We start from the raw sequence: 19,230 nt of genomic DNA, 5'->3' as shown, positions 1-19,230 counted from the left end.
TAAATGAAAACGGAATTGCTAACAAAATATTTTTACGAATTCTCTTTTTTCAATTCCTTAAGAAAATAACTGACCGAAATTCCTGTTTTAGAATGAAATGCATTGGTGAATCGTGGAGTGGAAGTAAAACCGGCTTCCTCAGCAAGGGAGCCTATCGAGTAATTTCTATGCATGCTTGAATTTTGCAGCAGTTCCACCAGATAATCAATTTTTAGGTCATTGATGTAATCAGCAAAACGCTTGCCGCTGCGATGGTATATCACTTTTGAAAGATATTTGCTGTTTGTATTAAACCTTACGGTTAATGTTGTTAGTGTTGCCTCTTTGTGCAGGAATTTTTTATCCCTTTCAAATTTTTCAAGGTGTCTTATTATCTGCTGTACAGTCTCCTGCGAAATATCGGTTATTTCGAATTTGTCGGGTGCTTGTTTCTGTAAGCTGCTCTGTTCATTTTTTTTCAGAAGCAGATCAAATTTGATCTTATTGCGTTTTTTGGTTTCAAAGTGATTATAGGTCCCATAAATGACAGTGGAGAACAGAACGACAACCACGCTGATCAAAATAACGTCATAATATTTCTCTTTTACAAGCTGCTGCTGTATTTTTTCTTTTTCAAGGAGAATTTCTTTTGTGTCATATTCCTTGTGAATTTTGCCCATTAGGTACTTATTGGTATCTGTTAATATAGAATCTGCTTTTAAAAGCTGGTCTATATAATACAACTGGGATTTCAGGTTGTTTTCTTTCTTGTAATATTTAATCATTAATTCAAAAACTTCTCTTAAATCCGGACGAATGTAACCTTTCTCAATAAATACTTTTTCCACCTTTTTAAAGTAAGGGACTGCTTTTGCCGGACGCTGTAGTTTCCAATAGTTTTTTCCAATGTAAAAATTGGCGATTGATTCATTTGCAAATTCTGTCATGCTGTTTAACTGCGGCATGATTTCCTGAAGCAATTGAATCGAAGTATGATAATTATTTAAAAAGAACTGGTTGATTCCTTCGGAATGCTTAAAAAATAATTCCATCTCTGGTATATTAAGCTTTTCACATTCTTTAATTCCAAAGGCATTAGTTTCGGAGCATTTATTGTAATCTCCAATCTTATTGTAACAAACACTAAGTGAATGCAGTGAATTTAAATAGGGGCGGGGCTGATTTTTTTCAAAATATTCAATGCAGTCATTAAAAAGAGAAATGGCTTCATCATAAAATCCGAGGTAAAATTTGATCTGGGCAATATGATATTTGGTTTTGTATATTAGGTAATCATTATCAGATTTGGAAATGCTTTTATTTGCTTTAATATAATAATCATAGGCTTTTACATAGTTTTTCTGGCTGTAATATACTATTCCTTTGGATAGCAGGGCAGATCCAATCAGTTCATTACTTCTTGACTTTACAGCTGTCTGCACCATGCTGTCCGCATATTTTAAGCGGAGAATCATAGGTGACTGATGCAGCATATTTTGATATGCATTAACTAGCTCTTCATGATTCTTTTCACTGCGCGCTTTTCTTAAATAGGCATATAAATATGGAGATGCTTTCAGGCTGTCATTTTTGTATTGATAAATTTTATCATCCAGATATCCATAACTTTTAAAAATAAGTGAATCAGAAATTCTGTTCGGACTATTCTGGGCAGTTAAGGATTTAATTATAAATAGAAGTAAAAGTACCGATAAATTACATTTCATAATACATAGAAATTTTGAGTTTATGCTCTGATGAAAGCATAAATCAGATTAATAAAAAAAATGTAGAGGTCATTAGAGAGCAGCTTTCAAAAATACTGTAATTATTTGAATTTCAATATTTAATGTAAGAAAAATACATTATTGATTTCATGGAAATCGATAGTGGATTTTCCGAAAATCCACATACATGTTCTTGATTTATGATTTTTTGCAATTTAGATTTGCTTTGAATTCAACAGCAAAAGATTCAGTAAAGTACTGAGCAAAAGTTCTGCTGGCCCGGGTAAAATGGACTGAGACAAGTTCTCAATTAACCAAACCATTTTGCATTATGAAAAATTTACTAATAACTGGTTTAATTATTTTTTTAGGTTCATGTTCAAATGACGATTTTGACAATTCTGATTTAAGCTTGGTTTCGAGCCAAGCAATCAGCAAAGAGAAAACTGCAGATTTTAAAAAGGCGTCTGCTTTAGAGGAAAACTTTCAGGAAGTTCCGGCGGGAGATTACGTACTTCTAGTTCCTGCCCAATTAAAGGAAAAGATCATTTCAGTATTAAAAGCCCAACCTGGGCGAAATGAACTAAAGACTTTTGAGAAAAGCAGTTCTGTTTTAGATACAATTTCTTCTACGGAGGATCCTATCTCAGCATTATTTATAATTGTTGATGAAAGTGCACTGGGGTCATTATTGAAACTTGATCTGAAGGGGTATATAGTTAATCTCGGAAATCTTCGCGGCCAGCAGTACCACATCGTGGATGATTTTATAATTCAATACGAGATTTCAAAAAGACAGGATTCAACACTTCTAACAGATGAAAAGGAATCCATTTTATCTATTTCCTCTATTTCGGAAGCAGTTTTATTTAGCGAAAAGGATAGAAAAGACAGAGATTGGGAGACATCCACCACCAGTAAGAGTACCGGACATTAATAATGTAACGACGTAATTGAAGTTGATCACTTCCTACTTTAATATAGTTGATTAATAATTTTCTAATCTACCTGATTTATGAAAAAGAGAGCTTTGTTTTATATTTTATTGTTCCTTTTTAATCTTTGCAGCCTTTATTTTATAATGAAGCTTTTTGCTGCTGATCAGCTGGTTCAGTACGTACTTTACGAGGACAATATAATTGAGAGTCCGAGATTAACAGCATATATTTTATACGTCTGCTGTTTGTCTAATTTATATTTCCAGTTTTTTACATGGATGGAATATTTTTTCAAGGATGAAATCTAAAAGGAGATCTAAACTAAAAGAGCAAAAATGATTAGAGAAATCTTAAATACTGAGATTAAAAGCATTGAAAATGATGGTATTGATGTAGTCTACATTACAGACTATAGGGCAAAAAACATTGTACCGGTACCATTTTCCGTTTCAAATTTTTCAGTGCTTTTGATCAAAAGTGGTAAAATGAATATCAGATTTCATGACGAAACTAATATAGTTAATCGGAAAGATTTATTGGTAATCCCATTTAATTCCATTTGCACGAGGCTTGAAGCGACGGATAATATCCAGCTTTATCTTGTAAGGACAAATTTTGATTTTGCATTTAATAATTGTTATGAGAAAGAGCTTTCTGATGCTTTTAGTTTTCTAATGTTAAAATCAGATCGAAAGATTAGTCTTCAAGAAACAGATTTTAAAGTTTTATCACTTATTTACAAATTAATGTATGTATTGCAGAACAGCAATGACAAACCGGAAGTAATTACTAAGCTGCGCCGGATATGCTTTAATTTATTTATATATGAACTCAAGTTTATACATTCGAAATATAAACCCGACTTAAATCTTGACTTTTCAAGAAGGGAAAGCATTGTAATACAATTCCTGACTCTACTATCAATACATTTGAGAAAACAGCATCATGTTCAGTTTTATGCAGGAGCTTTATTTATCACTCCAGGACATTTGAATAAGATGGTAAAAGAAAGCACAGGTAAAACTGCTAAAGCATTTATCATTGAAGCTATTGTCAATGTTTCAAAAAATCTTCTTACGGACTCAAGCTATTCCGTGGCTAATATTGCCGATGAATTAGAATTCAGCAGCGCTGAAAACTTTGGCGTATTTTTTAAAAGACATACTGGTATGCTGCCAACCGAATTTCGTTCTAATAAAAAGTAAGCTGCCGAGATAGCTCCTTATTCTGCCAGAGATTGTTTAATTAAAACGATAAGACGATGATTAAAATGTATCCTTTGGAATGGTTTGATTCGTTGATTATAAATTCATTTGATACTGATAATTCTTCTGTAAAAGTATCGGAATATGAATTGGAGAATTTGAGTAAAACAATAGTATCTGAATCAAAAAAAATTAAAATTCATATTAAAGATTCTTTTTTCGAACTGAAAAGTAAAAGGCAGATTAGACTTCTGATAAGAAAATATCATTCTTCATTGGTTTTTTTATTAGACAGGATAGTAGAAATAAGAATGATCGAAAAATTCAATTCTCCTGATTTTTTTAGAATATTTGACCTGATCGTTAGTTCCCTGGACGATTTGCTGTCATTTGTAGAAATCAGATATTCGTCCTTTATGAGTTTGGACCAAAGGGTGTCCTACAGCTATTTTTCAATTTGGAAAAAAGAGACACTAGAGGTTTTAAAAAATGTGATTAAAAAAAAAGAAAATACTGTGGACAATGATCCAGAAATGGTATTTGTTGTTAATCTTCTTGCTGCGCCACTTCATAACAGCAGAAATAGTAAGTATACCTATCGCCAGATTTTGTATTATAGAGAGATAATCATCGAACTTGAAAAATTAAATTATCCAGTTACGGAATCAGAAGGTTTTTCAAATCTTGATCTTATGCTTATAAGAATGAATTTTAATTCCAGAGAATATACCGATAGACTGGTTAATAGAATAGGCAGGTATTTAGAAGGTTTTGAGAATTTATCTGAAAGACTTGAAAAGCTGCTATACTTCTGCAAGAAACTGTCTAAAATAAACGCAGATTTAAAATTGACCTTTAATCCATCTCAACAGAATCTTATCTCATTTTTGGAATACTGGTTCTCCAGCGAAATCAGATTTGCTGAAAAAAAGGCTGCAATTCTAATACAGGAACAGATTGATGCTTCTGTCGGGAGTGAATTTGTGGAGAAGGCAGATTCAAAACTTGAATGTATACTTTCAGGGGATCAGATTGGACTTATTTTAAGGGCTACAGATGAGGCGAGAATTATTAAAGCCAAGTCTATGAATTACATATTTAAAAGTATAGTACCTTATCTCTCTACTCCAGTAAAGAGAAATCTTTCTTACCAATCAGTGAGAAGCAAATCATATAATGCGGAAGAGCGTGATAAGGAAATTGCGATTGAAAGTCTAGAGAAAATAATCCGCAAGATAAAAACGTATTAGATTTTATTGTCTTTTATAATCTGACAACGCTTTAAATTCGGGCATTTTGAAAGGGTACAAAAAGGGTACAGAAAAGTTGTACTTGTAGAAAATTTATTCTTATCGTTCCTTTGACCTGTAGAATAAATCACATCAAAATTTAACGGATAGTGATTTTCATAGAGGAGGATAAAATGTTGAACGATAAAATGAGGAGCTATGTTTACAAATATTTCATGGGGCAGTTATCTGACCGCGGCTGGTATTACTATAATTTTCTGGTATCTAATAATCTTACTGAAATTTCACAGTAGTGATTTAAAAAAAATCTTATCAGGTGAAAAGAAACTGCAAATACCATTTCTAAAAAAAACTTCTAAAAATTTACAGGATATAAAATCGATATCCGATTCATTTCCGAAATCTTTTGATACCCTGGAAGATGCGGAAAATCTATCGCAGCGTATTAAAGAAGCAGTTAAAGAAAGTGCAGAAAAGAGACTAACAAAAGAGCAGTTTCAAAACTACCTGCGAATGCTTCTGGATGAATATCCTTATGTCAAAATTTCCTCCCTCAGAGAAAACATTAACCAACAAATGGTCTTTGAATCTCAAAGGCATCCTACTCTGCTTTTAACGCTCAGCGAAGCAGACAGTCTCTGGGAAGGACCGGTATTTTAAAAAATTCAGAGGAGGAATATTCCCCGTTCTCTCTGGTGCGGTATGGCTTTATGTGACAGGAAAAATAGAGCTGCAACGGTGGTATTCCTCTTCTTTTTATAAAGAATAACTTTAAAAATGATTTGTGATGAAAAAATGCAGATGGAAATTAAAAAGTCTTATTAGAAGATTTAGAGCTATGGGATCTTCGCTACTGATGATTCTGGTTAGTAATGTTATTTATAGCCAGGATGGTGTGGCGGGCATTAATGAAGCCAACCAGAAAGTGAGAAGTTACTTTGATGCCGGCACTGAATTAATGTATGCGGTAGGAGCGATCCTCGGGCTGATAGGGGCAGTAAAAGTATACCAGAAATGGAATGCCGGAGATCCTGATACCGGAAAAGTGGCAGCAGCCTGGTTTGGAAGCTGTGTGTTTCTGGTGGTAGTCGCTACTGTAATTAAATCCTTTTTCGGGGTTTAAACGATAGAGAAGATGAGTAACAGCGTTTATTCGATCAATAAAGGAATCAATCAGAGTATAGAATTTAAGGGACTTAAAGCGCAGTACATCTGGTATTTGGGCGGAGGTGTTGTAGGTCTTATGATTCTGTTTGCTGTCCTGTATATAATTGGAATTCCTTCCTTGATATGCATTGGTTTTGTTGGAACGGCGGGAGGTTTTCTTGTTTTTAAAATATACAGAATGAGTAATACCTACGGAGAATACGGCATGATGAAGGCTCTGGCTAAAAAACAGATTCCTAAGTGGATTAAAGTTTACAGCAGAGCAGTTTTTATGAAGTTATAGCTGTAGAGAGTTAATTATATAATAGAGAAAGGATGGAGAAGAGGATGGAAGAGCAGCTGCCGGTTATGGCAGTGGAGCATGACTGCATTTTATCAAAACAGGGCGATGTAACTATAGTTTTTAAGGCAGAACTGCCTGAAATTTTCACGCTGTCAGACCAGGAGTATGAAGCTTTCCACCAATCGTGGATAAAGGCGTTAAAGGTGCTGCCGAAGTTTTGTGTTTTTCATAAACAGGACTGGTTCTTAGAAAGTGCTTATAAAGCTGATTTTTTAAGTGAAGACAGCAGTTTTCTGACCAGAAGCAGTGAGCGTTTCTTTAATGAAAGACCTTTTTTGGATCATTCCTGCTATATCATGCTGACCAAGAAACCAGCGGGAAGAAGAAATGCAACCTCATTGTTTTCTAATCTGCTTAGAAGTTCCATAGTTCCAGAGGAAACCTTAAAACCGCAGCTTTTGCAGGATTTTGCAGATACCTGCGGGCAGTTTAAAAGGATTGTGGAAGACAGCGGATTTATAAAGCTGGAGCGTCTGCAAAATGAATCGCTTAGAAGCGAGAGCAGAAGAATAGGGCTGGTGGAAAAGTATTGTTTTTTATCAGAGCAGGAAAATTCATTCGTATTTAAGGATATCAGGTTTGACGAAGGATTAGCAGTAGGGGATAAACACTGCCAATTGTTTACACTTGGTGATGCAGCTGATCTGCCCGGATTATGCGGATCAAGAATTAATTTTGACCGCTATTCGACCGATAAGACCAAATTCAGCGTTGGTTTTGCGTCAACTCTCGGCCAGCTCTTATCCTGTAATCATATTTACAATCAGTATATCTTCATTGAGGATTCACAGAAAACCATCCAAAAGCTGGAAAGCAAGCGACTCAGACTGCAGTCACTCTCTGCCTATAGCCGGGAGAATATGATTGCCAGGGATGCGACGAATGATTTCCTGAACGAGGCAGTATCACAGCAGAGGCTTCCGGTTAAAGCCCATTTTAATGTACTGGCCTGGAGCACGGATAAGGAAGACCTGAAAGAGATTAAAAACAAAGTGTCATCAGCTCTTGCCCAGATGGATGCGGCAGCGAAGCATGAAACAGTCGGAGCTTCTCAGATCTATTGGGCTGGAATGGCGGGAAATGCAGCGGACTTTCCCATGAATGACACCTTCGATACCTTTACCGAACAGGCGGTATGCTTTCTGAATATGGAAACGGGATATAAATCTTCACTGAGTCCCTGCGGTATCAGGCTGGGAGACAGGCTGACAGGAAAACCAGTTCATGTTGATATCAGCGATGAGCCTGTTAAGATGGGAATCTGCACCAATCGCAATAAGTTTATATTGGGACCTTCGGGCAGCGGCAAGTCCTTTTTTACCAATCATATGGTAAGAAGCTATTACGAACAGGGAACGCATATTGTGCTGGTGGATGTTGGGCACAGCTATAAAGGGCTCTGCGATATGGTAAACGGTTATTATTTTACTTACGATGAAAAGAATCCTATCCGTTTTAACCCATTTTATATTTCAGAAGGAGACAGTCTGGATACGGAGAAAAAAGAGAGCATTAAAACGCTTCTGCTCGCACTCTGGAAAAAAGACGACGAAACCTTTAACCGGAGCGAGTATGTAGCGCTCTCAAATGCCCTGCAGTTGTATTACGAGAAATTGGATAATAATGCAGAGATATTTCCCTGTTTCAATAGCTTCTATGATTTCCTGAAGGTGGATTTTATCTCAATTTTGGAAGGAGATAAAGTAAAGGAGAAGGACTTTGATGTGAATAATTTTCTTTATGTACTCAGGCCTTATTACAAGGGAGGCGAGTTTGATTATCTACTGAACGCGACAGAAAATCTGGACCTTCTAAAAGAAAGGTTTATTGTCTTCGAGCTGGATAATATCAAAGACCATCCGATTCTTTTTCCAGTAGTGACCATCATAATAATGGAAGTTTTTATAAACAAGATGAGAAAACTTAAGGGTATCCGAAAAATGATACTTATTGAGGAAGCATGGAAAGCACTGATGAAGGAGGGTTTTGCAGATTACATTAAGTATCTTTTTAAGACCGTGCGTAAATTCTTCGGGGAAGCGATAGTGGTAACTCAGGAGGTGGAGGATATTATTTCTTCACCAGTGGTCAAGCAGGCCATTATCAACAACAGCGACTGCAAGATCCTTCTGGACCAGAGCAAATATCAAAATAAGTTTAACCAGATTCAGGAGCTGCTGGGACTTACAGACAAAGAAAAGGCACTTGTACTTTCTGTAAATAAAGCCAATGATCCAGCTAGGAAATACAAAGAAGTGTTTATCTCCCTGGGAGGGATGCTTTCAAAGGTCTACAGAACCGAAGTTTCGCTGGAGGAATACTTAGCTTATACAACAGAGGAAAGCGAGAAAGTGAAAATGAATGCCTATGCGAAGAAGTTTGGCGGGGACATAAAGAAAGGAATAGCCGCAATGGCTCAGGATATGAGAAATGGAATTAAATGAAAAGGAATAATGAAAAAGAAATTAATACTCTTGATGGTCTGCCTGTTGCTACTGGGCACCTCGGCAAGACCTGCGGAAAAAGTTGCGGCACTCCCGATATTGGAAATTGTAAAAGCAGTAACTAAGAAGGTAATCAAAGCAATCGATCTTAGAATCCAGAAACTGCAGAATAAAACGATCTGGCTTCAGAATGCACAGAAGCAGGTGGAAAATGTACTTTCCAAATTGAAGCTCGATGAGATCTCGGACTGGACTCAGAAACAAAAAGATCTTTACAAAGGCTACTATGAAGAGCTGGCAAAAGTAAAGTCAATTATCACCTACTACCAGAGGATAAAAGAGATTACCAAAAAGCAGACACAGCTTGTTCAGGAATATGAAAGAGCCTGGAATCTTTTCAGGCAAGATACTCATTTTAAAGACAGCGAAATCCAGTATATGGAGCGCGTTTATAAAGGAATACTAGAGGAAAGTGTGAAGAATATCGACCAGATTTTTTTGATTCTGGATTCTTTTGCCACCCAAATGAGCGATCTCAAACGTCTGGAAATCATCAACAAGGCTGCTGATCAGATTGATGGGAACTACGACGACCTTACAATGTTTAACCAGCAGAACATACTGCTGAGTCTTCAGAGGGCCAAAACAGAAGCAGATGTAAACCAAGTGAAACAATTTTACGGAATTCCATAATTCAATAAAAAAACATGAAAAAGATAGGTGTAATACTAATAACGCTCTGTGTTTTTAATCAAGGCATGAGCGGGCAGGCAAAGCAGAGAAAGGAACTTTTACTGCAGATAGCCGCGCTTCAGGTTTATATCGACTACGCAAAGAAAGGATATTCGGCAGTATCAAAGGGGCTTAATTTCATAGGTGATGCCAGAAGAGGAGAGCTAAACCTGCATGGTGATTATTTTACCTCACTTTTAAAAATCAATCCAAAGGTTAGGAATTATTATAAAACTGTTGAGATTATTTCCATGCAGTTTAAAATAATGAAACTCTGCAGCAAGACTTTGGCAGATCTTAAGACTGTTGATTTGTTTCACGGTAATGAACTGGACTATATAGAGAGGTCTTTTGAGAAACTTCTTCAGAACTGCAGCCAGACTCTCGACCAGCTGCTTGTTATTACCACCGATGCAGAACTGGAACTAAAAGATGACCAGAGGCTTGAGCGCATTGATCTCCTGCACAAAACTATGCTGGAGGATTATAATTTCTGTCTTTCTTTCTGCAGCGATGCCAGACTGCTGTCGATTTCAAAATCTGCAGATAAAAAGGATTCTAAGAATGTTGATGAATTATATGGATTATAAATTAAGCTACTATGAAAAAGATTTTGATTTTGACAATATTGATCACTTTGTTAATGATTCCAGTTAAATCAATGGGGCAGTCAGCAGAAATTCAGCAGTTGATTTTGAATATCGAAAAGCTATCCCAGTTCAAGAAAATTCTCAGTGATATGAAAAAGGGATATGAGCTGCTTTCAGGTGGATACAAAACGGTGAAAGATATGACTGAAGGAAACTTCAGCCTGCATAAAACTTTTCTAGATGCACTTATGCAGGTAAGTCCAGCGGTGAGGAATTATAAAAAGGTAGGAGAGATAGTGGAATATCAGATTTCAATAGTCAAGGAAAGCCGCAACGGTATGAACCGATTTATAAAAAGCGGAAATTTCAGCGGACAGGAAATAAATTACTTTGAGAAAGTTTACGGAAACCTGCTTAATCAGAGCGTGCGAAATCTCGATGAACTTACGATGGTCATAACAGCTGATAAGCTCAGGATGTCGGACGACGAAAGACTAAAGGCAGTTGACGATATCTATGAGCAGATGCAGGATAAACTGCTTTTTCTCAGAAACTTTAATACCACGTCGAACGTGCTGGCTCTTCAGAGATCAAAAGAGAAAAAAGATGTTTATGTCTCAAAGAGTTTTCAAGAATTTAAAGAGTAGAGTATGAAATGCCTATTAAACAAAAAAGCAGTTTGTGTGATGCTTATCATGTTACTGCTTCCTTGCAGAATAATAGCACAGGGACTTGGTGAAGACATGAGTAGTCTTCATGGGGTTTTAGACCAGCTTTATGATCAAATGATGCCTTTGTGTTCTAATCTAATAGCAGTAGGGCAGGGAATAGCAGGCTTTGGAACTATATGGTATATAGCTTCAAGAGTTTGGAGGCATATTGCAAGTGCGGAACCTATCGATTTTTACCCGCTCTTCCGTCCCTTTGTAATAGGATTCTGCATTATGATTTTTCCGTCGGTTCTGGCACTTATTAACGGAGTTATGAAACCAACTGTTACAGCTACTGCAGCTATGGTAACAGGCTCTAACAATGCAGTTGCTGTTCTTCTTAAAGAGAAAGAAAAAGCAATTAAAGAAACCGATCCATGGAAGATGTATGTAGGGGCCGCTGGTACGGGTGATCGCGACAGATGGTATAAGTATACGCATGACGGTGCTGATCCATCGGATGAGAGCATGCTCGCAGGCATAGGCAATGATGTAAAATTTGCAATGGAAAAAGCTTCTTACAGTTTTCGAAATTCGGTCAAGGAATGGCTGAGCGAGGTGCTGAGGGTTTTGTTTGAAGCTGCCACCTTATGCATTGACACCCTTCGGACATTTCAGCTGGTGGTGCTTTCCATTTTAGGTCCGCTGGTATTTGGAATCGCAGTATTTGAAGGTTTCCAGCACACGCTCACTGTCTGGCTTGCCCGATATATCAATATTTACCTCTGGCTTCCTGTTGCCAATATATTCGGAAGTATTATAGGAAAGATTCAGGAACTCATGCTCAAGCTGGACCTCTCGCAGGTGCAGGCAACAGGTGACACTTTTTTCAGCAGGACCGATATGTCATATTTAATTTTCATGATAATAGGTATCATAGGATATTTTACCGTGCCTTCTGTTGCCAATTATATAGTTCATGCAGGCGGAGGAGGAGCCTTGGGTCATAAAGTGACAAGCATGTTTAGCAATTCAGCTAGTTCTGTTGTGAGAACCTCTTCAAATGCGGTTGGAATGGCTGCTGATGCGATGGGAGATGCGGATCGGAGAATGACCAGCAGCATGGCTGCGACAGCAGGAAGCAGTCCTTATTTTACTGATAAAGGAAACTATATGAATGACAGGCTTAAAGGAAATTCTAAACAGACTTAATAAAAGGAGCATATGTTTACCAAAATGAAAAACATTGATACGGCATTTAGATATGTGAGAGGTTTCACGATGCTTGTAATTGCAGGATGCATCATAATAAGCTGTTATGCTGTCTATAAAAGTTTCCAGACAGTGAGCCTTATGCAGGATAAAGTATATATTCTGGCAAACGGTAAAGCGCTGGAAGCTTACGCTTCGGAAAGAAAAGATAATATCACTGTTGAAGCAAGGGACCATGTGAAAACCTTTCATAAGTTTTTCTTTACCCTTGATCCTGATGATAAGGTCATTAAAACCAATATCACAAAAGCCCTATATCTGGCAGACGACAGTGCAAAACGGATTTATGATGACCTGAAGGAAAACAATTTTTATTCGGGTATTATATCAGGAAATATCAGTCAGACCATCCAGATTGACAGTGTGAGTATTGATATCCGTGAATATCCCTACCATTTTAGATGTTATGCCAGACAGAACATTATCCGTACTACCAGTATTTTGAAAAGAAGCCTGCTTACAGAAGGTGCGCTTCGCAATGTATCAAGAAGCGATAATAATCCGCATGGTTTTCTTATCGAGCGGTTTAATACGATTGAAAACAAAGATATTTCCGCAGAAACCAGAAAATAGAGATTTATGAAATCCTTTTTTACAAGGCAGACTGAGCCTTTTGTGTATCACAAGTATTATCTGCTATTGCAGAAAAGATGGGCAGAAAAAATGAAGAGAGTTACAGATGGTCTCTCTAAAACAAAACTGATCTGGGGACTTCTGTTCTTTACGGTTTTGACATCGGGTTACTTAATTTATAACCTGTATAGGACATTCTATAAACAAGCTGAGGTTTCAACAGCTTCAAAAATTAAGACAATCAATTTAAAAAACTAAAATTATGCAAGAGAAAACATTATCTCCAAAGGAGTCTAAAAAGAGAAAGATGCTTTTAATGCTGCCTCTTATAACATTTCCATTTTTGACATTCTTATTTTATTCATTAGGCGGCGGAAGAATGGAATCCAAGATGGCAGGGAACGATGAAAGGAAAGGATTCAATTTTAATCTGCCACTGCCTAAATTTAAAGAAGATTCAGCACTGGATAAGATGAGCTATTACGATCAGGCGGCAGTTGATTCGATAAAACTGCGAGAGCAGATAAAAAAAGATCCTAACTATATTGATAATAAAGTCTCGGAAGATAAGGCAGATTCTTTTTCCACAAGTGATTTTGAATCCCGCATGCTTCCAAAAAACAAATCAGCTTTTAATTCTCAGTCTTTTCAGGACCGCAATGAACAGAAAGTTTATGAGAAGCTCAGGGCTCTTGAAAACATAATCAGCCAGCCCGCTGTCCCTGCTTACGGTCAGGACATGAGGGAATTTGAAAATTACGGCACTTCCAGTGGAGAATCGGAAGAGATTAAAAAACTTGAAGGGCTAATGTCGACAATGAGCACGCCTCAGGAACCTGATCCGGAACTTCAGCAGTTAGGCGGTATGCTGGAAAATATTTTGGATATACAGCATCCGCAGCGCGTGCAGGAAAGGCTTAAACAAACATCTGAGAGCAAAAAAGGCAAAATATATTCAGTGCAGAAAAAAGAAGCAGAGAATAACATAAGCTCACTTCATCGGAATGTCGATTTGCAGACCTCTTTGAAAACAAATGAATTTTATTCTCTGGACCAAGCACAGCCTGCTGAAGAAATACAAAATTCTATTGAAGCAGTTGTGCATCAGACGCAGACTATTGTCAATGGCTCGATGGTTAAATTAAGACTTACGAATGATATTTTTCTCCAAGGAACAATGATACCCAGAAATACTTTTCTGTATGGTACGGCGGCTTTAAAAGGGGAGAGGCTGGAGGTAAAAATCACAAACATCCAGTACAATAATTCGATATTTCCCGTCGAGCTGGCAGTCTATGATATGGACGGGATTGACGGCATCTATATTCCCGGAGCGATTAACAGGGATGTGGCTAAGGCATCAGCTGACAGATCCATTCAGACACTCGGTCTTACCGGGATTTCGGATTCCTGGGGAGCACAGGCCGCAGGTATGGGCATCGAGGCAGCCAAAAGTCTGATGAGCAAAAAGGTAAAACTCATAAAAGTGGTTGTAAAGGCAGGGTATCAGGTGCTGCTGTATGATGAAAAACAAAAGAATTTAAAACCTTAAAAAGAGAGAAAGTATGAAAAGAGCGAATTATTTGTTTTTAATCAGCTTGCTGCTGGTTTGTGTTTCAGTTAATCCACAGTCAAACGCAAGGGAAACTGTCTTTTACGAAGACCAGTATAAAAATCTACAAGTAGGTTTTTCTAAAACCACAAGCATTATTTTTCCTTATACAATCAAGAGCATAGATTTAGGAAGCGCAGAAGTGCTTGTACAGAAAGCAAAAGGAGTTGAGAATATACTACTTGTAAAAGCTGCTAAACAGCATTTTTTTCAGACCAATCTGACAGTTGTAACTTCTGACGGGAAATTGTATGTTTTTGTACTGAATTATGACGATTCCTGCCCTGACTTAAATTTTAAGGCTGAAAATGCAGTGGCTGCAAGCAGGGACGTGCTTTTTTCTTTAGAAAACGAAAATCAGAAAAGAATTGAACAGTGTGCTTTGGCTGCATATTCCAAAAAGAAAAAAATCAGTGGTCTAAAAAAATCAAAGTATCAGATCAGACTGGAGGTGAACGGGATCTTTATCCAGCAGGATGTTTTGTATCTGCGTATTGTTTTTGAAAACAAATCAAAGATTAACTACGATATTGATCAGCTCCGTTTTTTTATCAGAGACCAGAAGAAGTCAAAACGTACCGCGTCGCAGGAAATTGAACTGCAGCCTTTGTACGCGACTTCATCTTCTTCTGTAATTCCTTATAAATCTGAAATAATAAAAGTTTATGCTCTGGAGAAATTTACCATCCCGGAGAATAAGTATCTGACACTTCAGATGATAGAAAAAAACGGCGGAAGACATTTGGAAGTGGATATTAATAATAATCTGACTGATAAGGTAATTCCGATTACAGAATTAAGCAGTGACACTTTTTAAGCTTTAAAATAAATTATGATAATCAATTTAGCTGACACTGAAATGATGCTGTCATTTGCTGAGGAAATGGCTTATAACGGCCATCGATTTGCCGCCTTTAATACCGATGAGGTGACTGATACCGACACAATTGAGTTTTTTAGAAATCCCTTGGATGCGAAGGAGTACTGTCTGGTTATGACCAATGATGCGAATTATTTTCAGAGCCTGCCGATTGAATCAGTTATCGACGACTTGCGAGCAGTTTTGAATAGCGGGGCAGATACTTGCGAAAATGAAGCAATAGAACTTACTGGATTTGCCAAAAGGGAAATAGATAGGAGAGAAATTTTAGAAAATAATTTAAATGAAAACGCAATGAATGAGAAAAATTTAGAATACCTGAAAGACCAGTTAAAATATACTGGATTTGGAGAAACGTTCGATGCTGAACTGCGAGAGAACATAATGAAGGGAGATAAGGATTTTAAAATTATGCACACCGGCATTATGAACAATGGTCTGCCAAATAAGGATACCTTAACTGTAGAATTAAATTTCAAAAGGTCTGAGCAGACAGATATGTACTTTTTTAATTCCTATCATGTCAATCTTCAGAAAGAAGAAAACAAACCTGGTCTGGAACAGACCTTCTACATTAACAAAGACAGCGCCAGCATTACAATGAAAGAGGCTTATAATTTGATGGAAGGCAGATCTGTCAATAAAGATCTTAAAAACAAAGAAGGGGAGAGCTATAATTGCTGGCTGAAAATCGACTTTAAACAATCTGACAATGGTAATTTTAAGCTGAACCAATACCATCAGAATTATGGGTATGATTTGGAAGCAAGTCTGGCAAAACATTCAATCAAAGAGCTCAATGCTCCGCAGTATAAAGAAGACCTTTTAAATTCCCTTAAAAAAGGAAACCTTCAGTCGGCGACTTTTGTTGTCGGCGGTACTGAAAGTAAAATGTTTGTGGAGGCAAATCCCCAGTTCAAGACTGTTAATGTTTACGATGAAAATTTACAAAGAATTAATCATCGAGAGAGCAAGGAAGAAAAAAAGGCTGAATCTCAAAAAGAATCAGTATCTAAAGATCAAAAAAAAAATCTAGATTCTGATGAAGGTGATTCAGGGAGGAAAGATAATAAAGTAAAGAAAAGAAAAACTCCCTCACTTTAAAAGTTATGGAAAAATTAAAGCCTTTATCGGATTTTTTCAAAGCAATAGAGAATGATTACCGGATTAGTCCAATGCATATTGCCATTTATGCAGCTCTATTACAATTTAGATCCGTTAAGGGCTTTATTAATCCAATTTTTGTCTTTAGCTCGGAGATTATTGTTATTGCTAAAGTTTCTTCAGCAAATACGTATCATAAATGTGTCCAGGAACTTCATCAGTATGGATATATAAAGTATAGGCCATCTTTTAAAAAAAATCGTGGAAGTGAAGTATATTTTTTGTTTTCAGCTGACGCGGACATCTAAAGATTCTGCAATTAATAATTTTATGAAATTGTACTATGAATGAAATTGTAACCAAGGAAGATCTGAGACAGTTTGGTCTTCTTCTAGTAGTTAAAATACAGGCTTTATTTAAAGATAAGGATTCTGGACGGAAAGAAACTTTGGAACCAGAGTGGATTAAAAGCAAGTCTGTGAGAAAACTGCTTGATATTTCAGCAGGTTCAGTACAGAATCTTAGAACAAGCCAAAAAGTCCGTTTCAAAAAAGTGCTTGGGTCGTACTACTATAATAAAGAAGATCTTCAAAAATTATTTGATGATGATAAACACTAAGAGATTAAAAGAAAGCTATATAATGAGTTATCTGTCAATGTATAGTAATGATCCTAAACTAAATGTCTGGCATCTATCGATTTTGACAGCAATACTAGGATTAGGCTATAGGCAGGGCCAAAGAAGAAGGATTAAAGTCAGCCGCAGTAAAATTATGGAGCTGTCACATGTCAATACGCTGCCGACTTATCATAAGTATTTTAAACAGCTTCAGGATTTGGGATACATTAAGTACACCCCATCTTATCATCCAGGATATAAAAGCGAAGTTAAGTTGTGTAAAAGGAGGCTATCTCAAAATATTTGAGATAGCCTCTTTTAATTTTAAATATATTTTTAAATTTATTGATCACGAAGAAATGTTGTATTTCTTTTTGATTGCCTGAATTTCCTTTTCGAGCCTGCTGAGAACCGCCAAATCAGGTTTAGATATTTTGGATCCAGTTTTATTGAGTTTTTTATTGAGAATAGACATTTCACGACCGATTGTAGCCTGCTCAGTTATAGCATATGCCTCAGTCTGTTTTACCGATGCATGACCCAGCAGTTCTTTAACTACATTAATAGGGACGTTGTTATTTAATGTCACAGTGCTTCCAAAAGTACGGCGGGCCATATGCGTGTTTAATGTAAAAGGAAAGCCACACAAGACTGCCACCTCTTTTAGATACTCATTCATTTTCTGGTTGGATGAAACAGGAAGCACGGTTCCACGCTGGATACACAGCGGGTGCTCTTTATATTTTTCAATTATTTTCAGTGCTTGGGGAAGAAGAGGTACATTAAATGATGAGTTTGTTTTCTGCCTTTCGGACATAATCCATAGATTTCCATCAATGCCTTCTTTGATATCAGTTTTCTTTAATTGATAAGCGTCTATGTAAGCCAGGCCAGTGTAGCATTGGAAGACAAATACATCCCTTACGACATTGAGCCTGTCAGTTGTGAAATAATGACTTTCAAGTTCGTACAATTCCTGTGCGGTAAGCGGTTTTTTTACCAGTTTTGTTTTACGTCCCTTAAAGTTCTTAAATGGGTCCTTGGTGATTAACTCCTTATCGATGGCGCGGATTACAATCTTTTTGAAATTTGCAATATATTTTAGGGTGGTGTTGTTGCTGCAGTCGCGTACAGTTCTAAGATAAAACTCGAAATCCTTTACAAACTCAAGATTCAAATCTGCAAATTCAATATCGTCCTTTTTAAGCTTGAATTTTATAAACGCAGTCAAATGGTTTTTAGTAATGGTAAACCGGTCAAGGGTGCCTTTTGCATAGCCTTTTCCAAGAAGCGCCTCCATTTCATCATTATGCTTTTGAAATTCTTCCAGCACCTTAATCTTTGGCGCTGTCCTTCCCAGAACCTCGTCCATAATTTTCTCAGCGGTTATGGTTTTGCCACTGTACATCATTTCGGTTTTGATTTCATTGATTTTTAAAGTCAGCGAATCCAAAAAGAAGTTCAGCGACTTTGCATCTTCCTTTGAGCCGACCGCTCTTTCGAACCTTTGATCCCATCGTGTATTATCCCATTTTCTCTTAGTTGAGCTTTCCTTACGGATACCGTCAACAGTTATTCTGAAATACACAATCCATTCTTTACTTTCTATTTTGGGTCTTTTTAAAAAGAATCCCAAACCAAAACTGCTTTCCAACATAATCCTACTTTTTAAATTAATAAATGTAGAATAATATTACTGCCAAATCAAGTCGTTAATCTCGTTAACCCCTGTAATATAAGGGATTTTTGCTGTTTCTGGTGCACTTTTCAGCGCGCCGGAAAGTGCACCGATTCTGCACCTTTAATTTTGTGAGGATTTATAAATATTGAAAACAGGCCTAAAATAAAAAAAACCTGCAAATCGTTGAATTTGCAGGTCTTCAGACATTTTTTGTGGCTTTTTGAAAAGATTGAAAACTTTTAGTTTTCCGCCTTTTCGGCCTTTCCGTGGGGAGAGCAGGATTCGAACCTGCGAAGTTTTCACAGCAGATTTACAGTCTGCCCTCGTTGGCCGCTTGAGTATCTCCCCTTGCTTTAAAGCAGCGCTTAACTGTTGCTAAGCGGTTGCAAATATAGGAACTGTTTTGATGTTTCCAAACAAAAAAAGCAGTTTATTTTTAGATTATTTTTAAATGATTGGAAGTG

General features: G+C 36.9%; 18 protein-coding genes and 1 tRNA gene. 16 read left to right on the top strand and 3 right to left on the bottom strand.

What is annotated here, in order from left to right:
• Positions 1-32: 32 nt before the first annotated feature.
• The gene (locus I5M07_RS02150) at positions 33-1,706 is read right to left on the bottom strand and encodes a helix-turn-helix domain-containing protein (protein WP_200104545.1); all 1,674 of its coding nucleotides are present in this window, start codon (positions 1,704-1,706) and stop codon (positions 33-35) included.
• A gap of 331 nt (positions 1,707-2,037) precedes the next feature.
• Between I5M07_RS02150 and I5M07_RS02145 the strand changes: the two genes are divergently transcribed.
• The 16 genes from I5M07_RS02145 to I5M07_RS02070 all read left to right on the top strand — a co-directional run bounded on the left by I5M07_RS02145 (position 2,038) and on the right by I5M07_RS02070 (position 17,085).
• A complete protein-coding gene (locus I5M07_RS02145; RefSeq protein WP_200104544.1) occupies positions 2,038-2,643 on the top strand; it encodes a hypothetical protein in 606 nt (201 codons plus the stop codon).
• A gap of 336 nt (positions 2,644-2,979) precedes the next feature.
• Positions 2,980-3,849 carry a helix-turn-helix domain-containing protein gene (locus I5M07_RS02140; RefSeq protein ID WP_200104543.1) on the top strand — a complete coding sequence of 290 codons (870 nt, stop codon included), beginning with the start codon at positions 2,980-2,982 and terminating at the stop codon, positions 3,847-3,849.
• A 74-nt stretch (positions 3,850-3,923) separates the two neighbouring features.
• Positions 3,924-5,099 carry a hypothetical protein gene (locus I5M07_RS02135; RefSeq protein ID WP_200104542.1) on the top strand — a complete coding sequence of 392 codons (1,176 nt, stop codon included), beginning with the start codon at positions 3,924-3,926 and terminating at the stop codon, positions 5,097-5,099.
• A 198-nt stretch (positions 5,100-5,297) separates the two neighbouring features.
• Complete coding sequence (locus tag I5M07_RS02130) at positions 5,298-5,759, top strand: hypothetical protein (RefSeq protein WP_200104541.1); 462 nt, start codon at positions 5,298-5,300, stop codon at positions 5,757-5,759.
• Positions 5,760-5,886: 127 nt separating this feature from the next.
• Positions 5,887-6,222, top strand: coding sequence for a DUF4134 domain-containing protein (locus tag I5M07_RS02125; protein ID WP_200104540.1), 336 nt, complete (start codon positions 5,887-5,889; stop codon positions 6,220-6,222).
• A 12-nt stretch (positions 6,223-6,234) separates the two neighbouring features.
• The gene (locus I5M07_RS02120; RefSeq protein ID WP_163397480.1) at positions 6,235-6,549 is read left to right on the top strand and encodes a DUF4133 domain-containing protein; all 315 of its coding nucleotides are present in this window, start codon (positions 6,235-6,237) and stop codon (positions 6,547-6,549) included.
• A gap of 32 nt (positions 6,550-6,581) precedes the next feature.
• On the top strand, positions 6,582-9,053 hold the full coding sequence (locus tag I5M07_RS02115; protein WP_200104539.1) for a TraG family conjugative transposon ATPase: 2,472 nt from the start codon (positions 6,582-6,584) through the stop codon (positions 9,051-9,053).
• 9 nt (positions 9,054-9,062) lie between these two features.
• Entirely contained in the window at positions 9,063-9,746 is a 684-nt protein-coding gene (locus I5M07_RS02110) for a conjugal transfer protein TraI (RefSeq protein ID WP_200104538.1), read from the top strand.
• Positions 9,747-9,760: 14 nt separating this feature from the next.
• Positions 9,761-10,375, top strand: coding sequence for a hypothetical protein (locus tag I5M07_RS02105; protein WP_200104537.1), 615 nt, complete (start codon positions 9,761-9,763; stop codon positions 10,373-10,375).
• A gap of 11 nt (positions 10,376-10,386) precedes the next feature.
• Entirely contained in the window at positions 10,387-11,022 is a 636-nt protein-coding gene (locus I5M07_RS02100) for a TerB family tellurite resistance protein (RefSeq protein ID WP_200104536.1), read from the top strand.
• Between the two features lie 3 nt (positions 11,023-11,025).
• Positions 11,026-12,237, top strand: a complete 1,212-nt coding sequence (gene traJ, locus I5M07_RS02095; RefSeq protein ID WP_200104535.1) for a conjugative transposon protein TraJ — start codon at positions 11,026-11,028, stop codon at positions 12,235-12,237.
• Positions 12,238-12,261: 24 nt separating this feature from the next.
• Positions 12,262-12,870 (top strand): conjugative transposon protein TraK, encoded by a 609-nt coding sequence (gene traK, locus I5M07_RS02090; RefSeq protein ID WP_233431392.1) that lies wholly within the window; start codon positions 12,262-12,264, stop codon positions 12,868-12,870.
• A gap of 262 nt (positions 12,871-13,132) precedes the next feature.
• A complete protein-coding gene (gene traM, locus I5M07_RS02085; RefSeq protein WP_200104534.1) occupies positions 13,133-14,422 on the top strand; it encodes a conjugative transposon protein TraM in 1,290 nt (429 codons plus the stop codon).
• A gap of 13 nt (positions 14,423-14,435) precedes the next feature.
• Positions 14,436-15,299, top strand: a complete 864-nt coding sequence (gene traN / locus I5M07_RS02080) for a conjugative transposon protein TraN (protein ID WP_200104533.1) — start codon at positions 14,436-14,438, stop codon at positions 15,297-15,299.
• Positions 15,300-15,314: 15 nt separating this feature from the next.
• Positions 15,315-16,466, top strand: coding sequence for a hypothetical protein (locus I5M07_RS02075; protein WP_200104532.1), 1,152 nt, complete (start codon positions 15,315-15,317; stop codon positions 16,464-16,466).
• 343 nt (positions 16,467-16,809) lie between these two features.
• The gene (locus tag I5M07_RS02070; RefSeq protein WP_200104531.1) at positions 16,810-17,085 is read left to right on the top strand and encodes a DNA-binding protein; all 276 of its coding nucleotides are present in this window, start codon (positions 16,810-16,812) and stop codon (positions 17,083-17,085) included.
• Between the two features lie 349 nt (positions 17,086-17,434).
• Here the strand turns inward: I5M07_RS02070 and I5M07_RS02065 are convergent, their stop codons facing one another.
• Both I5M07_RS02065 and I5M07_RS02060 read right to left on the bottom strand, forming a co-directional pair.
• Positions 17,435-18,742, bottom strand: a complete 1,308-nt coding sequence (locus I5M07_RS02065) for a site-specific integrase (RefSeq protein ID WP_200104530.1) — start codon at positions 18,740-18,742, stop codon at positions 17,435-17,437.
• A gap of 291 nt (positions 18,743-19,033) precedes the next feature.
• Positions 19,034-19,114 (bottom strand) — tRNA-Tyr (locus I5M07_RS02060).
• Between the last annotated feature and the right edge of the window lie 116 nt (positions 19,115-19,230).

This window comes from Flavobacterium agrisoli, from assembly GCF_016522065.1.
In the GTDB taxonomy this organism is placed as follows: Bacteria; Bacteroidota; Bacteroidia; order Flavobacteriales; family Flavobacteriaceae; genus Flavobacterium; species Flavobacterium agrisoli.
Note: the sequence above shows the minus strand (reverse complement) of the source record. Positions and strands in the feature narration are given on the sequence as shown.

Bases quoted from the DNA above. Each gene is read 5' to 3' on its own strand.
- I5M07_RS02150 (WP_200104545.1), bottom strand. From the start codon at position 1,706: ATGAAATGTAATTTATCGGTACTTTTACTTCTATTTATAATTAAATCC.
- I5M07_RS02145 (WP_200104544.1), top strand. From the start codon at position 2,038: ATGAAAAATTTACTAATAACTGGTTTAATTATTTTTTTAGGTTCATGT.
- I5M07_RS02140 (WP_200104543.1), top strand. From the start codon at position 2,980: ATGATTAGAGAAATCTTAAATACTGAGATTAAAAGCATTGAAAATGAT.
- I5M07_RS02130 (WP_200104541.1), top strand. From the start codon at position 5,298: ATGTTTACAAATATTTCATGGGGCAGTTATCTGACCGCGGCTGGTATT.
- I5M07_RS02125 (WP_200104540.1), top strand. From the start codon at position 5,887: ATGAAAAAATGCAGATGGAAATTAAAAAGTCTTATTAGAAGATTTAGA.
- I5M07_RS02120 (WP_163397480.1), top strand. From the start codon at position 6,235: ATGAGTAACAGCGTTTATTCGATCAATAAAGGAATCAATCAGAGTATA.
- I5M07_RS02115 (WP_200104539.1), top strand. From the start codon at position 6,582: ATGGAGAAGAGGATGGAAGAGCAGCTGCCGGTTATGGCAGTGGAGCAT.
- I5M07_RS02110 (WP_200104538.1), top strand. From the start codon at position 9,063: ATGAAAAAGAAATTAATACTCTTGATGGTCTGCCTGTTGCTACTGGGC.
- I5M07_RS02105 (WP_200104537.1), top strand. From the start codon at position 9,761: ATGAAAAAGATAGGTGTAATACTAATAACGCTCTGTGTTTTTAATCAA.
- I5M07_RS02100 (WP_200104536.1), top strand. From the start codon at position 10,387: ATGAAAAAGATTTTGATTTTGACAATATTGATCACTTTGTTAATGATT.
- traJ (WP_200104535.1), top strand. From the start codon at position 11,026: ATGAAATGCCTATTAAACAAAAAAGCAGTTTGTGTGATGCTTATCATG.
- traK (WP_233431392.1), top strand. From the start codon at position 12,262: ATGAAAAACATTGATACGGCATTTAGATATGTGAGAGGTTTCACGATG.
- traM (WP_200104534.1), top strand. From the start codon at position 13,133: ATGCAAGAGAAAACATTATCTCCAAAGGAGTCTAAAAAGAGAAAGATG.
- traN (WP_200104533.1), top strand. From the start codon at position 14,436: ATGAAAAGAGCGAATTATTTGTTTTTAATCAGCTTGCTGCTGGTTTGT.
- I5M07_RS02075 (WP_200104532.1), top strand. From the start codon at position 15,315: ATGATAATCAATTTAGCTGACACTGAAATGATGCTGTCATTTGCTGAG.
- I5M07_RS02070 (WP_200104531.1), top strand. From the start codon at position 16,810: ATGAATGAAATTGTAACCAAGGAAGATCTGAGACAGTTTGGTCTTCTT.
- I5M07_RS02065 (WP_200104530.1), bottom strand. From the start codon at position 18,742: ATGTTGGAAAGCAGTTTTGGTTTGGGATTCTTTTTAAAAAGACCCAAA.